The 14,591-nt window shown below is 40.5% G+C and carries 14 protein-coding genes; 2 read left to right on the plus strand and 12 right to left on the minus strand.

The genetic code is table 11. The features are described from left to right. Positions 1-6 precede the first annotated feature (6 nt). The 6 genes from J4E76_RS00080 to J4E76_RS00105 all read right to left on the minus strand — a co-directional run bounded on the left by J4E76_RS00080 (position 7) and on the right by J4E76_RS00105 (position 4,238). Positions 7-204: a hypothetical protein gene (locus J4E76_RS00080; RefSeq protein ID WP_208500345.1), complete on the minus strand. Its 198-nt coding sequence runs from the start codon at positions 202-204 to the stop codon at positions 7-9. Positions 205-215: 11 nt separating this feature from the next. After that, positions 216-824 (minus strand): DUF2589 domain-containing protein, encoded by a 609-nt coding sequence (locus J4E76_RS00085; protein ID WP_208500347.1) that lies wholly within the window; start codon positions 822-824, stop codon positions 216-218. 85 nt (positions 825-909) lie between these two features. Next, positions 910-1,677, minus strand: a complete 768-nt coding sequence (locus tag J4E76_RS00090; protein WP_208500349.1) for a DUF2589 domain-containing protein — start codon at positions 1,675-1,677, stop codon at positions 910-912. 410 nt (positions 1,678-2,087) lie between these two features. Further along, positions 2,088-3,056, minus strand: a complete 969-nt coding sequence (locus J4E76_RS00095) for a M23 family metallopeptidase (RefSeq protein ID WP_208500351.1) — start codon at positions 3,054-3,056, stop codon at positions 2,088-2,090. 29 nt (positions 3,057-3,085) lie between these two features. After that, positions 3,086-3,718, minus strand: coding sequence for a hypothetical protein (locus tag J4E76_RS00100; RefSeq protein ID WP_208500353.1), 633 nt, complete (start codon positions 3,716-3,718; stop codon positions 3,086-3,088). 1 nt (position 3,719) lies between these two features. Then, positions 3,720-4,238: an RNA polymerase sigma factor gene (locus tag J4E76_RS00105; RefSeq protein ID WP_370592778.1), complete on the minus strand. Its 519-nt coding sequence runs from the start codon at positions 4,236-4,238 to the stop codon at positions 3,720-3,722. A gap of 170 nt (positions 4,239-4,408) precedes the next feature. Between J4E76_RS00105 and J4E76_RS00110 the strand changes: the two genes are divergently transcribed. Beyond that, the gene (locus J4E76_RS00110; RefSeq protein ID WP_208500355.1) at positions 4,409-5,344 is read left to right on the plus strand and encodes a carbon-nitrogen hydrolase family protein; all 936 of its coding nucleotides are present in this window, start codon (positions 4,409-4,411) and stop codon (positions 5,342-5,344) included. Between the two features lie 143 nt (positions 5,345-5,487). Beyond that, positions 5,488-8,043, plus strand: coding sequence for a M14 family zinc carboxypeptidase (locus tag J4E76_RS00115; RefSeq protein ID WP_208500357.1), 2,556 nt, complete (start codon positions 5,488-5,490; stop codon positions 8,041-8,043). 66 nt (positions 8,044-8,109) lie between these two features. Here J4E76_RS00115 and J4E76_RS00120 read toward each other — a convergent pair whose 3' ends face one another. From J4E76_RS00120 to J4E76_RS00145, 6 genes are all read right to left on the minus strand, one after another. Continuing rightward, positions 8,110-8,934 (minus strand): HEPN domain-containing protein, encoded by an 825-nt coding sequence (locus J4E76_RS00120; RefSeq protein WP_208500359.1) that lies wholly within the window; start codon positions 8,932-8,934, stop codon positions 8,110-8,112. Positions 8,935-8,941: 7 nt separating this feature from the next. Continuing rightward, the gene (locus J4E76_RS00125; protein ID WP_208500360.1) at positions 8,942-9,514 is read right to left on the minus strand and encodes a hypothetical protein; all 573 of its coding nucleotides are present in this window, start codon (positions 9,512-9,514) and stop codon (positions 8,942-8,944) included. 138 nt (positions 9,515-9,652) lie between these two features. Further along, entirely contained in the window at positions 9,653-10,285 is a 633-nt protein-coding gene (locus J4E76_RS00130) for an MAE_28990/MAE_18760 family HEPN-like nuclease (protein WP_208500362.1), read from the minus strand. Beyond that, positions 10,282-11,352: a DUF262 domain-containing protein gene (locus tag J4E76_RS00135; RefSeq protein WP_208500364.1), complete on the minus strand. Its 1,071-nt coding sequence runs from the start codon at positions 11,350-11,352 to the stop codon at positions 10,282-10,284. The genes J4E76_RS00130 and J4E76_RS00135 overlap by 4 nt, the downstream gene beginning before the upstream one ends. A gap of 396 nt (positions 11,353-11,748) precedes the next feature. Continuing rightward, a complete protein-coding gene (locus J4E76_RS00140; protein WP_208500366.1) occupies positions 11,749-12,465 on the minus strand; it encodes a hypothetical protein in 717 nt (238 codons plus the stop codon). A 689-nt stretch (positions 12,466-13,154) separates the two neighbouring features. Further along, the gene (locus J4E76_RS00145; RefSeq protein ID WP_208500368.1) at positions 13,155-14,465 is read right to left on the minus strand and encodes a hypothetical protein; all 1,311 of its coding nucleotides are present in this window, start codon (positions 14,463-14,465) and stop codon (positions 13,155-13,157) included. Positions 14,466-14,591: the final 126 nt, after the last annotated feature.

Below are 14,591 nucleotides of genomic sequence, written 5' to 3' on the forward strand. Positions count from 1 at the left end.
CTTGTTCTACTTGGCAACATTCTTTTTTAACTCCTCAAACTTTTCCATCGTTTCTTGAACAAGAGGCTTGCTCTGGTCAGATAGTCCAATAGCGGCTTGACAGTTTGGGCAAGAAAACTGAACTCCCATCAAGAGCTGTTTGGTATCAAAAGGTATCTTAGTCTGGCAGACAGGGCAAGGGATACTTTGGTCTAAATTAATCATGCTATTGTCTTTTATTCTTCAATTGATTCGGGTTTCTTTTCCTCAGGTAAGGGTTGAATATTTTTAGTGTAAAGGTCTAGAATGGCCAAAACTCCAACAGGTAGAGGTAGAGGTCCGGCATTGATTCCAACCTTTAATTTACTGGTAGATTGGGTGTTGTTTTTGTCACCGCTAGGGCCGCCACTGATCTTACCGTTCAGCTGAGCCTTTTTATCCATTATATTGTTTTCCCCAACTTTTTTTGTGGACTCCTTTGAGGTAACCGAGGTAATCTCCATATCAAAGTCTACGGTTACTTTGTCAATGGCCAGGGAGTTTAACGGCACTAGACATAGTAAAGGGATATTGAAGGTCAACTGCGCTTTTTGAATATAGCCTGGGTCAGTCGGCTTCTTTGAATCATCAATCACACCTCTAACCATTGACATTTCTATCATCACTGGCTCATAAGTCTTACCGTCTTCTTTGGTAAAACAGTATTCCAACAAAAAGCGTGTTTGTCCAGTGACCATCATTACGTTGGCCTTGGAGGCTGCCACAAGAGGAGCGCTAATGATGGATTCAATGTTCAGCTCCTTGCCGAAGCTGGGTTTGAAAGACTGATTTTGAGATTCAGGCATATATATATGCTAAATGATTTAATCGAATAGAAAGCTGATGATCACCACCAACTTCCTATTTCGACTCACCTATTGTCGTCTGCTTTTAAGCAGATAATGTTATTGGCTGAATGGATTGCGTAAAGGCTTCAATAATAGTGTTGACTCCTTTAGGCAATGGTAATTGACCAGCATGGACATTTACCGTGTACTTGGCCGAGTTACTTTTTTGATAATGTGTGCTATGCGTGGAAGAATCCTTGGAATCATAACTCGCACTACCTTTTACAGTTACAGAGAAAGGTCCCCAGCCGGCCTTGGCCTCGAAGCTACCCTCAGTTTTTACCTGCTTTTCAGAGGTTTGAGATGCCTCTTCCGCAAAACTGGATTTTACCTCCATTTCGAAATTAATGTCGACCGTCTCCACAGCTAATGAGTTAAGTGGCACCACTGTCAGCATTGGAAGGTTAAATTCCGTTTTAACGTTTTGAATAATAGCTGCGCTTGCCGGAGTAGGCGGTACTGGCGGAGTCGCAGTCGGGTCTCCAGCAGATGCAGGTGTTCCTGGAGTAATAACCCCGCGGGTTAGTGTCATGACAATCATAACAGGAGCATAGTTGTTATGTGCTGGTATAGCGGGTGTTCCAATCACTTCTGCTACAGGTGGTGTGGCGGTTGGATCTCCTGCTACCGGAGCAACGGCAGGTGTATCTCCTACGGGAGTAACTGTAAAACAGGTGTCCAGCATAAACTTGGTTTGGGTAACAGCCATTGCTGCATTGGCCTTGGCAGCGGCAGTTAAAGGACCTCCGATAAGAGACTCCATGGGCAGCCCTGAAAACTGTTGGGCCATTGATAATAAAGCGGTTTCCATAATTTTTTGGTTTTGGTATTGATTCGTGTTTATTAAAATCCTCCTGATCGTTCAAGAGTTGTGTGTAAGGAAATGTATGGATTTATATGGACTTATCAAATACAAAAATGATTGGCTGCCCTGTTTTGGACGATTTTGGCTGAAATCAGCTAGACGACATAAGGAGGCCTTTCCTTATATAAATGCGGTAGATATACTGATCGGCATTCAGTATCTCTTACGAATTCAATATCTCCTCAATTGTAATGATTGGGTCCTACAATAATTCGGAGTTTGCGATAGAAACTGCTGTTTACGACTTATGGATGTTATTAACGGAAGGAGTAGTGGTGCAATGTGCGAATCGAAAGTTTACCAAGTGTGTAGAAAATAGGCCACCTTAACTAGGAAAGCCTATTCCTTATGGATTCTTATTTGTTCTTTATCTTTTCACCTCGGACTGGAGAATAGTCTTTCTTCAATTCGCCATTGACCATAATCTCTGCGAAGAAACTTTTTGCTCCAGTGGCATTGACCATATTTTCGACATTTTGGATATGGAAATGCAAATGTGGCTCTGAAGAATTCCCTGAGTTACCACAAAGTCCAAGAAGCTCACCTTGTTTTACTTTTTGCCCCTGCTTGACCACGATAGACTGTTGCTTGAAGTGTGCAAAAAATAGATATTCATCATTGGCAGTTTTAATGATTACTGTGTTACCAGGAACATAAATTGAATTCATTTGCCCTGGTACATTGTCTTTGACCCCATCAACTACCAAAACTACCTCTCCATCCGCAGGGGCAATGATGTCCTTGCCGAATACGTAATAATCTTCGTTAGTTCTACCATCGGTTTTGTAAGACCTTCCATTTTCATCTCTGATTACCAAATCAAAGGCTCCTTTCTGAGATTCAGTTGTTACGTGATAATTTTGTGCCTCAGTATCTCCACCCCAGAAAACACTCCATTCCTCTTTGAATGGAAGGATTAAGGGTGTCGTATTTCGCTCCAGTATCGGAAATTCTTCATCATTGAAAGGAACAACTTGTAACCCATTGATTTGAGATTCACTGTCAATCGAGAGGTTGATTCCAAAGAGCCCACGTTCAAAAGTTGTTTTGTACAAGGCTACCGTCCCATTCGAATATCTAACGAATTCTAACTGCTCCATTTTGCCCGCCTGTGAGTTCAATCCAGTTAAGAAGTTAGATAGAGCATCTTGTGGTACGGCTTGCTTCATTTGGGGGTTGAACATGGTGAAAATGGCCTCGTACGCATTGCCATTGTAATTCTCTTTGAATAGGTCGGCTACTTTTTTCAGCTTATCCGATTCATTTTGTGCTAAAGCGATGTGTGCTGCAAGTAGAAGTGCAAAGCACATTAATATAGTTCTCATGGGTTTTGTTTTTAATTGATAATATGACCTTAGTTTTCTAGTTGTTTTTGTAGCCGATCTATGTCATCAATAATCGGCTTTAATGTCTTTTTAACTGCTCTTTTGTTGATCCATACTATCAGGACATTGAATAGGGCAATAAATCCAATCATTCGAAGCTTAGATTCCATGGTAACTGGAAGGTACTCTAATAGACCTGACTCCCAGTTAGAGATGGATGGGTCCCCGATGCCTAAAATGAAGACAACATTGGCAATGAAAGGAGGGAGGACATACCAGTACAGAACACTGTTTAGCAGCTTCGCTTCCTGTTCCATATTTTGACGTTGGTTTTCTAATTGCTGCCTGAATGACTGGGTTAGATCAATAGGCCTCTTTAGGCTTCTATTGTTCCTTAATTTGTACACCAAGTAGACGAACCAAGTGATGGTCAAGAGGCAACCTATTCTAGCAATGATAAAGGGAACCTCGTAGGCAAAGTACATAAACAGTATGGCTCCGAGGGCGGAAGCAATTATCTCTCTTCTGTCTCTGTTCTTAATTACATTATTAAGGCGCTTTGCCCTCTTGTTAAGGTCAGTAAGTAAGTTTGACAAATCAATCTTAATCTTTTCCACTTGAGAGGAATTCCTCCATATGTCTTTCAGCTCTTGCTCTACCATGTCATGATAATTTTGGGGTGATACACTCAAAAAGTAATTTTCTAATTCTCTTCATTTTAACAGCTACATGATTCTCTGTCAGCCCAGTGATAATTGCAATTTCTTTATAGGGCAGGTCTTCCAGATAAAGCACCATAAGTGACTGATCGCTTTCATTTAAAATGTCAATACAATCGCGCAATGCCTGGTACTTTTCCTCTTGACTTCGATCGTCAGTCTCGATTGGTGTAAATAGAATTGACTCCAACCGAACCGTCTTACCATTCTGCTTTTCTAGTTTCAACTTGGACCTTTGTCCTACATTCAGGGCAATTCTATAGATCCAGGTGTCGACATTCGAGTTTCCCTTGAAACTCGGTAGTGATTTCCATATCTGGTAAACCACTTCTTGGAAAAGGTCTTGAGGCTCGATAGGAGAGACGGCATAGACCTTACAGATTCTATAAACCTTCTCTTTATTGTTTTCTAATATTTCCTCGAAAGTCTGTTTAGCCAATTTTTCTGTTTCAGAGTTTTTCACTGTCTACTAATCTTAGTGACAGGGTGGATAGAAATATGACAAGAAATTTGAAATTTATTTTCCTTCTGTCAAACTGTCCTGATTTTCAGTGTATTGCGAATTGATAATTTTTTGCGGCAGCTTGTATAATATCAACATTCCTGCTTCTTATTAATTCCTATCTTCCCACTATGTCAAAGTACAAGGTATCGGTGGTGCAGGCGGCACCTGTTTTGTTCGATTTGGAGGGTACGCTCAATAAGGTGGAAAGCTTTGTGAATGATGCTAAAAAACAAGGTGCTAAGCTTATTCTCTTTCCAGAAGCTTTTGTCTCTGCCTATCCGCGTGGTCTAAGCTTTGGAACGGTAGTAGGAAGCAGAAAAGAGGAGGGTAGATTGCTATGGCAAAGGTATTGGGAGTCTTCGATAGCTGAAGGTGACACCTCTTGTCATCGACTGGGACAAATGGCCAAGGAGGCCGAGAGCTTTCTGGTGATCGGAGTCAATGAAAAGGACAATGTTTCGGGAACGCTGTATTGTAGCATGTTCTATTTCGGGCCGGATGGATCGTTTCTTGGAAAGCATAGAAAGGTTAAACCCACGGCTCAGGAACGCCTGATCTGGGGCGAAGATGACGGTAGTACGTTATCGACTTTTGATACAAGTTTAGGTAAGATTGGTGGACTCATTTGTTGGGAAAACTATATGCCCTTGGCTAGAATGGCCATGTATCAAAAGGGTGTTCAACTCTATTTGGCACCAACTGCTGATAACCGAGAAGGCTGGCAACAGACCATGCGGCATATTGCCTTGGAGGGGAGATGCTTTGTCTTGGGGAGCAATCAGTTTGTTACCAAGGATATGTACCCTAATGACCTGCCGGGGATTGCTGACTTAGAAGATCAGCCAGAGGTAATGGCCAATGGAGGATCTATTATTGTCGATCCACTGGGTAATGTGCTGGCCGGACCGCTTTGGGGTGAGGAAGGAATCCTTACCGCTGAAATCGACCTAGACCAGATCATACAAAGTAAACTGGACTTTGATCCGATAGGTCACTATCATAGACCTGATATATTTGAATTTAAAGTAAATCGTCAACCACCGATTAGGGTAGTTGATCAGTAAATATACTCGTCACTGCGATCCTGATAATAAATCAGGAGAAGCAGTCTCCTGAAATGACAAGGAGATTGCTTCGTGCTCTGTCTGTCGACAGGCAACTCGCAATGACGTTCGAATTGCATTTGATGCATTGATAACTCGCTATTATGAAAAACAGACGCCTGCTTACCCTCTTAGGATTGATTTTGTGCCTCGGTCTTAATACGGCCATCGCCCAAAGCGACTATTTCTTCCCGCCTAATGCTCGATTCGATGAGAGCATCCCTACGCCTGAAGAGTATCTAGGTTATCCGATCGGTACGCTGCATACGCGTCACGATGCGATAGTAGGTTATATGAGGGAGTTAGCTAGGATATCCGATAGGGCCGAACTCGATACCATTGGCGAGACGTATGAGCATAGACTATTGGTGGTATTAAAAGTCACGTCTCCAGAAAACCATGGCAACCTGGAGCAAATCAGATCAGAACATTTGAAATTGGTTGATCCATCGCAGGCGATTGAGAGCTATGATGGTCAAAAATCTATTGTACTCTTGGGTTACAATGTTCACGGCAATGAACCATCGAGTTCTGAGGCAGCCTTGCTAACGGCTTATTACTATGTTGCCGGACGCCATGCTGAGGTGACAGACGCTCTAGACGATGCAGTCCTACTGATTGACCCCGCTTTCAATCCTGACGGTAGAGATCGGCATAGCACCTGGGCCAATAGCTTCAAAGGAGACCCAATGGTTTCCGATCCCATCGATGCTGAGCATAATGAAATGTGGCCTCGAGGTCGTACCAACCACTACTGGTTCGACCTGAACAGAGACTGGTTGCCTTTGGCACATGTGGAATCTCAAGCGAGAATCAACTTCTATCACAAATGGTATCCTAATGTGGTCACGGACTTTCACGAAATGGGAACCAACTCTACCTACTTCTTCGAGCCTACGAAACCTTTCGGTTCTGAGAACCCTGTAGTGCCACGCGATAATTATGATGGATTGAATAATCTCTTCGCGGGATACTTCCACGAGGCGCTAGACGAGATTGGATCGCTTTATTTCACCAAAGAACAATACGACAATAGTTATCCTGGCTATGGGTCGACTTATCCGGATATCCATGGCGCGCTAGGTTTGGTCTTTGAGCAAGCCAGTTCCAGAGGGCACTTGCAAGACTCTCGTATGGGGAAAGTGGCTTTCGCTTTTACCATTAAGAATCACCTCACTTCCAGTATGGCCACCGTGCGTGCTTCTGTCGGAGAGAAGGAAACGCTGCTCAAGCATATGGAGAACAACTTTAATACGGCTGTTGAGGAAGGTAAGAAAGCTGGCGGAGGCTGGGTGTTTGGTGACCAAACGGATGAAGGTCGAAATGGTGAGTTTATCGACTTGTTGAATCGCCATCAAATTGAAATGGTTCAGTTGAATGAGGATATCACCTTAAATGGCAGAGCATTTAAGGCTGGCAATGCCTTCTATGTGCCGAACGAGCAAAAGCAGTATCGCATGGTAAGAACGATGTTCGAGCAGGTGACCACTTTCTACGACAGTATCTTCTATGACGCTTCCTCGTGGACCACTGCGCTGACCTATAATATGCCTTATGAAAGATATACTGGTAAAGCTTCGCTGAGGGGTATGGCTATTGACGATGATTTCAATGGTTCTACTTACGCCAGCGTGCCGAAATCCAATTATGCATACCTGATCGAATGGGATGAGTATTACTCCCCGAAAGCATTGAATTATCTTTTAGAAAAGGGACTCTATGTCAATACTGCCTTTAAACCTTTTAGTATCGAAACGAACGATGGGATCAAAGACTTTGGCTATGGTACGCTGATGATTCCAGTCAACCGTCAGGAAATGAATTCAAATCTTGTCCACGGCTTTGTGGAAGAAGCCACCGACCTGGCAGGCATTCGGGCGTACTCCGTGAAGTCAGGCTTTAGTGCTAAAGGCATTGACTTGGGCAGTGGCAATTTCAGAACCATCCGCCAACCGAAAGCGGTGATGCTGATTGGTGGTAATGTCAGCAGTACCGAAGCGGGCGAAATCTGGCACTTGCTAGATACCAAAGTGGGCATGCCAGTGACGAAGGTGATGACTACCAGTGCTGGCCGTATCGACTGGGCCAAGTACAATACTTTGATTTTGCCATCTGCCAACTATAGTGGTTTGGGTAAGAATACGATCGATCGCATTAAGCAGTGGGTGAGAGAGGGCGGAACCGTAATTACCCTCCGTAGCGCGACCAGCTGGGCGATCAGCTCCAAGTTTGTCAACGAGAAGTTTGGCGAAAGACCAGAAAGAGATACGCCTGAGCGTATGGATTATGTGACATCCAGAGAGTTTAGAGGTTCTAATTCCATTGGTGGCTCTATGTATATGACAGATGTGGATATTACGCATCCACTAGCTTTTGGCTATACACAACGCGACTTACCGGTATATAGAAATCACTCCATCTTTATGGCACCAAGTGAAGATCCATTTAGTACGGTGGTGAAGTACAAAGAAAATCCGTTACTCAGTGGCTATGTGAACAAGACCAACCTCGAAAAACTAGGAGGGACTGCTTCCTTGATCGTGAGTGGTATTGGTAGGGGCAACGTCATTATGTTTGCCGATAACCCCAACTTTAGAGGCATGTGGTATGGTACCAATAAGCTCTTCTTTAATGCGCTGTTTTTAGGGAATCAGTTTTAGAGGGATGGTCTCGGACATGAGTAGTAGGGTCCCGAAGGGCACTATTGCTTATAGGTTTTGTTAGCTCTAGTTATTTTCTAAAATTTTGATATACTTCTTAATGAAAATAGTTAGTTCATCTTGATACTCCTTTGGTATTGTACTGGCATTGTGTGCAATAGCATTTCTAACTTTCGCTAATGAATTTAGGTGAGCAAGGATTTCACTTGCTTCCTTGGGTTTTGAGAAAACTTGTGGATACTCTACTATGATTTTCGCATAGTCATCCCACATGCAATAGAAAAGAATGTTATCGCCTCTAATTGGCAACATTTCGGAAAGGTTTACTTCAGCTTTAATAGATTGAGCTTTCCCTAGCTCAACTTTCGCACAAATCTCAACTTCCCAATTAGAACCGATAATTGCAGTGAGTCTATTAATTAGAAATTTCCTTATGCTATTTTCAAGATGATAGAGCAGAAAATATAGAGTGGTGAAAAATTTTGCGTTTTTTCTAATTTTAGTATTTATGAAAGGAATATCACTAGGTTTCCAATCTAATTTATCTTGGTTGATGTCGAAGTCAATAAAAGGTGCTTCTTCTTCTATATTGATTGATTTCCTTAGTTCATCTTCAAAATTAGATTCAAGATGATATCCTTCTTTTCCCTTTAAATATTTGATTGTTTTTTTCTTTTTTTTTGCCTTGTTAGAATTGTCAATTAAATATTTTGGTATGTTAGAATAGGGACTTAATCGAAGATGTTCAAACGCTTTTTGTATTTGGGATGGGGAAAAGTAGTTCTCGTTCAATACGATTGAAAAGTAATAAGTAAAAAAGTCAACTTGCTCAGAACTTTTCAAAGATTTGAAGTCTTTGATTTTCTCAATATATTCTGTTAGTCCGGTCATGAATTAGCTAGTCTTCACCGTTGTTTTTGGCTCTTTTACTCCTTTTCCTTGTAGAACCACTTGAGTTTCCTTGCAATATTTCCTTGCAGTATTCTCTACCTGCTTCTAGGAATATATATTCTTTTGTGTTTAAAGATTTTATCCAATCCTTTTTTACACCTGTTGAAATACTTTGAGACAGATTCTTAATTCTTGTATCAGTTCTACGGTTGCTTTTTTCATACTCGCTTAATAAGTCATCTCTAGTAAACGAATCTTCTCCATATTTTGAAGAATAGAAAGCATAAACTAGTACCCATTCGGGTTCATTCTTCGGATAGTCTTTAATAACTAAATCCCTTAAGCTTGGATAGTCCATCTCGTCACTTTCAACATAGTTGGTCTCAGAGGTGTCTTCTTGATGGTGGTTGTTAGCCCCCTGAATTTGATTTGATACTGGATTATTAGGTTGCTGATACTTGGGCATTCCAATTCCAAATCTCTCAATGAGGTATTTCAGTACTCGAACCTTAGAATCATCATCAAGATCCTTGATTAATTCGGTGCACTTGGCAATTGCTTCAATTTCTTTATCGAACATATTTTCTTTATTTATTAGAACTAACGATCAACTATCATCCGTAAGCTGGTCTATTCAAATATCTACTAAAGTATCTTATCCCATTAGCCTTTGCAAATAGCTTAGTTAGCTTATGGATGGTAGTATTTGTTAGCCACATTACGCGAGGAATGTTTTTGTTTCAAAACCCTTTTCAATGCGTTCACAAACCTCTGACATTAGATCGTTGACAAGCTCGCAGAACTTTTCAATATCTTTTGCCGTAACAGGTATTGAGTTGTCACCATGTGAAACCGAGTTACGAAAGCGTAAGAGTTTATTCAATGGTGTTTTGAAATTCTTTATTGGAAGTGGTTCAAGATTAAACCGTTCTAGAATATCATTCAATACCTCAAAGTTTATATTAGAGTTCGTTGGTGTTTTATTGGGTATTTCTATTCTCTGGCTTAGAAATGACATCAGTGATTCGGTAAATTCTGTTTTTGTTTTAAAATGAATTCTTGAGTTTTGAAGTGTCAGCTTACTATCCGAATCAATTGCATGAGCAAGTAGTCTGTAGTTTATTTTGTCAGACTCAATATTCAGGTTGTTGAGCTCTCGAACATAAATCTCAAAAACTGATTTAACGTACCCCTCCCAAATGGAGTAAATCACCGGAACGGAGTATTTGATTAAAAATTGATGATGGTCAGTGGATAATTTGTACCTGAACGGGAGAGTTCTTAGAACAGAGAGTTCAGAGTATCTCCAATCGATGTCAGCTAAAATCTCTTTGTAAAAAGAAGGTGTCATATGGTGCCAAAAATTCTATTTGCTGCTTTAATTCGGTTACGAACTCTTTGAATAGAGTTGTTACCTCCCGATCGAGAAATTTTTCTAATCACTGAATCATGCTTGACCTCCTTCATCACTTTTGATTTAATTTTTTCAGGGGTTACTTCGCCATATAAATGAAGGTTTTCACCGACACCAATCATAATTGTGTCATAGAACCCTGTTGCAAAGGCATTATTCTTACTTCGGAAAATGGACTTCCCGCAGGGAGACAATATATCAACTGTTCTGTTGAAAATTGACTCATATTTATCATAATTGAAATCCTTGTCGCTTACAGCAATTCGCATAAACTCTGTCATGTGCTGCCCCATGCTCAATTTCACGTTTTTAATGTTTTTATGTAGTGAAATGAATCTCAATGCCAATTCCTCCAAATAAAGTTCTGACACCTGTTTGTCTGATGCGTCTATCATATTTATAAACTTAGGATTGTCCGCGATCCTCTTTAGAAAATCATTAAAAGAGGATGAAACACCTCGATAGATACAGTTTCGAATTTCTTGGTCAGTTAATGGGGTTCCGCCAGTATTTAACCTATTGAAAAGTTCGAATCTCATATCATATTCACTATCCCATTTTATTATTTCAACTCGGCAAGTTGCCCTTTTGATATTCAGTTGAATTTTCATTGGAAGCTCTTCACATGAATATCCTTCTAGTGACTTCACTATTTCTCCATCCTCTAGCAGCCAGTTGTTCTTTTCAGGCATTGTTCTAAGAATACCAAAAAATGACATAATTGTAGATAATCTCTGCAGACCATCGACTAGTTCCCATCTACCGTTCGTGTCTTCAGCCACAAAGATTGGAGGGACTGGTATACCTAAAATTACTGATTCAATGAATCTTGTTTTTTGATAATCTTCCCATCGATAGAATCTTTGAAATTCAGGGTTAATTATGATTTCATCCCTCTCATACATACTTATGATCTCACCAAAGGACATGTCCAACCTATCAGTTTTGAGGTTGTTTCTGGCAGCTTCTATGTCTCCTAATAGATTATCTATGTTCTTTTTCATCTGTGTAGTAATTGTTGTGGCTAACGCTCACTTTTATGAGCGTTATTTCTCTAATAGTTTACAAAAAGTGAGCGTTAGTCAACACCTTGCGGTATGCTATACGCACCTTTTTCTTCTGAAAAGCACAGCTTGTAAAAAAGGGTAGGCCGTGCGTGTTTATCTCTAATGAAGTAAAGAAAATATAAGTATAATCACAAGTTGATTATATGGGTGGAGCTTAGAAGGTATGAGGTCCTACATTTTGATTAAATGATCCATGCCATTATCTCTCAATATTTAGTCTAGGTACTTTCCTCTGTTGCTGGTTGCTCGCTGATAGAGTGTAAAGAGGTTGAATACCTCATTGTACTGCTCAATAAGTGTCTGAAGGGTGCTTTCGCCCAGTCTAGGTTTTGGCTATATGCCTTTTATTATTGTTGTAAGAATACTGGCTATAATGGGAGATAAAATTTTCAATGAGGTTTTTGTTCCATCCCATGCGTTTCCAGCTATATCTAAAGTATTTAAATATGCTTCATTTCTTTTGTTCCAGGCTTCAATGTCTTCATAATCAATGGGGTTCAATCTATATACCAATTGAGTTCCAATTTCCCTAACCTTCAAATACACTGGGACATAAACTATCAAAATGGCTCCAGTAAATGCCAAGCCATAAAGATAAACGAACTCATCTGGGACAAACTTAAAAGATGAATTGCTTACGATGAAATTGTTAATCGTATCCGCTAATGCAGATGCAAGGATAATTGACCCTGAGGCAACAAAAACCCCAAATATCAAGATATACTCATCCAATAAGGTTTTGTATCTGCGAAAAGACTTAAATGATGTTTCTTTGTCTTCAATTGAAAAGTCGCTCTTTTTGATTTCAGATGAAACTCCGAAAATTCCAAATAGACAAATTGCCGCAAGTATCAATAATGGGAATAAAAAAATCATCAAAGTCTCTACAGGATACTTTAATAGAATCCCAAGGTGTTTCATAATGGATTGTGGGTGCCAAGCATGAGGGATATAATTACATACTCCGAAGACACCTATTGTTATTAAAAGAGAAACTATAGCATAGAGTATGACTTCTTTTCTTGTGAGCATCCTTAATTTTTTTCTCATCCTGAAAATCAATGGGAATATTAAGCTTAAGGAAACTGATGAGAAAAAAGTCAGAAAGAATAAGTACAGTAGAAAGTTCGGATTTTGATTGAATAGCAGTTCTGAGGGAGTTATTTCTTGACCATTTTTCTTAACTTCTTTTAGTTTAAAAGGAATGTTATAACGTAGGGTATCTACAAAATCGTTTTGATCATTGGATACAAAAACGGTAGCAGGAGCAGGCTGAGGGGCTAATCCGAAGTGAAGGGTCAACTGATAGAAAAGTATGAAGCTAAATATTGCAAAAAGGACTATTCGATTCGTTTTGTTCATTGATTCCTGTTTCCTAACTACTTGGACTTTTAAGATATGTTTTTTTCATTGCCTCATTTAGTTAACAAAAGTGAGTCTTAACTGACCAACAAAAAGGTGTGCTAACCGCACCTATATCATTTCCAGAAATGCACAGCTTGTAAAAAAGGAAGGCTGTGTGTGTTTATCTCTAATGAAGGAAAGAAATTATTGGGATAGTTACAAGGGGGGATTGCGTAGTGGGTAATGCGTATTGCGTAGTACGTAATACGTATGGCGTAGTAAGTATTGCGTAGTGTGTACTGTTGTCTTCCCTTGAGGAGGTGCCTGCCGATAAAAGCAAGCCCTCCCAAATATTCAGACAGAAGCTTTCGCCACCTGATAAGACAATACCCGCGTTAGTGGATTTCCGCCCAGGCATAGCCAAAGACCGTGTCCAGATGAAAATCATCTACATGAATTGATCCCGTAACCTTGTAAACACCTTCATATTTATGGACTAATGTTACCTCCTGATTAGGGCGAACAGCCTCGCCTTTCAATATCGCATAGCCGTTCTCATCACCGGGTTTACCCAGGGTTAAGGTAAACTTTAATGGAAACTGATGATCACCTTCTTTTGGCCAAAGGTCACTTGATTCGAAAGAGATGTCTTGGATATCCCAATCGTGCCATGCTTTTAGGGCTGTGTTTGGTTCTTGGGCTGAGTGACTATGATAGAAGCGAGCTGTTGGTAAAGTAGATGTGCCAGTTGAACCTGGAATAGGCATTTCAACCTGTGAAAACATTAAGGCACCAGAAAAGTCATTTAGGCTTAGTTGTGGCGGAAACTGAATGGCAAGAAACTGCCATGTTGCATCATTCTTCAATACCGGATAAGATGCTTCTGAAAAACTCTGTGTTACATAATCTACCCACAAGTGTCCTTGTGAGCCTGAAGAGAATGGTTTGCCGTCTTTTGTGATGTTAAAACTGGTGACCTGAAGTATTGGTAGAGAATAGTAATAAGAACCTTCTCCACTCATGTTATCTTGTCCGTCCTGTAGATAAGTTTCCACATTACCACCAAATTCATTCATTACAGCTTGGTGCTGCCCTGCATTTAACCATTGCGGTAAAAAGCTTGATGGACCATAGCCTATGGCAACAGTTCCCATACTATCGGTAAGTTCAACTTCGTATACCCAATTCGCTAAATCAAAAGCGATGGCATTACCCGTTAACTTATATTTAGCACCTGGCTGCCCCATTTTACCTGAAACAAGAGCAATGGTGATTTTTTCATCCTCGATTAACAGGTTTAAGTTCGCTGTTTCCGAAAACGGGTTGGATTGAAAAGTGACTTTGTCTTTGTCCAATAGAAACGGAGCTACCACAACACCGTCAGTTTCATTATTGCATATGGAGAATTCAGCAAGGTAGGGCGCTGAGCCTGGAAGCCCGAATTGCTGTTGTATCATGGAACTGAACCCTACTATATCACCATTGTCAGGGATTAGGTGACCGTAAAAGTCAAGTGACGCCATGTTATAACCGGGATGAGGTTGCGAAAGCCATGAGGCAAGCCCTTCAGCGCTTTTACTATGTGGAAGTGTCGTTGTATTTGAGTAAGAACAGGAAGTGCCGGGCTCAAGTGAAGTAGGTGCTTTCGATTGATTAGCGGCTTTTTTTGACTCTGTTAGTTGTGAGTTGTTTAATAAACGTGACATAATTTTGTGTTTTGGTGTGTTATCTTTTTTCTAGAAAAGCACAGCTTACTCAAAGTTGGGCTGTGTGTGTTTCTACTATTAAGAAGTGAAATTATTGGGATAGTTACAAGGGGAGGCGTAGTACGT

Source organism: Roseivirga sp. E12 (assembly GCF_017592825.1).
Classification (GTDB): domain Bacteria; phylum Bacteroidota; class Bacteroidia; order Cytophagales; family Cyclobacteriaceae; genus Roseivirga.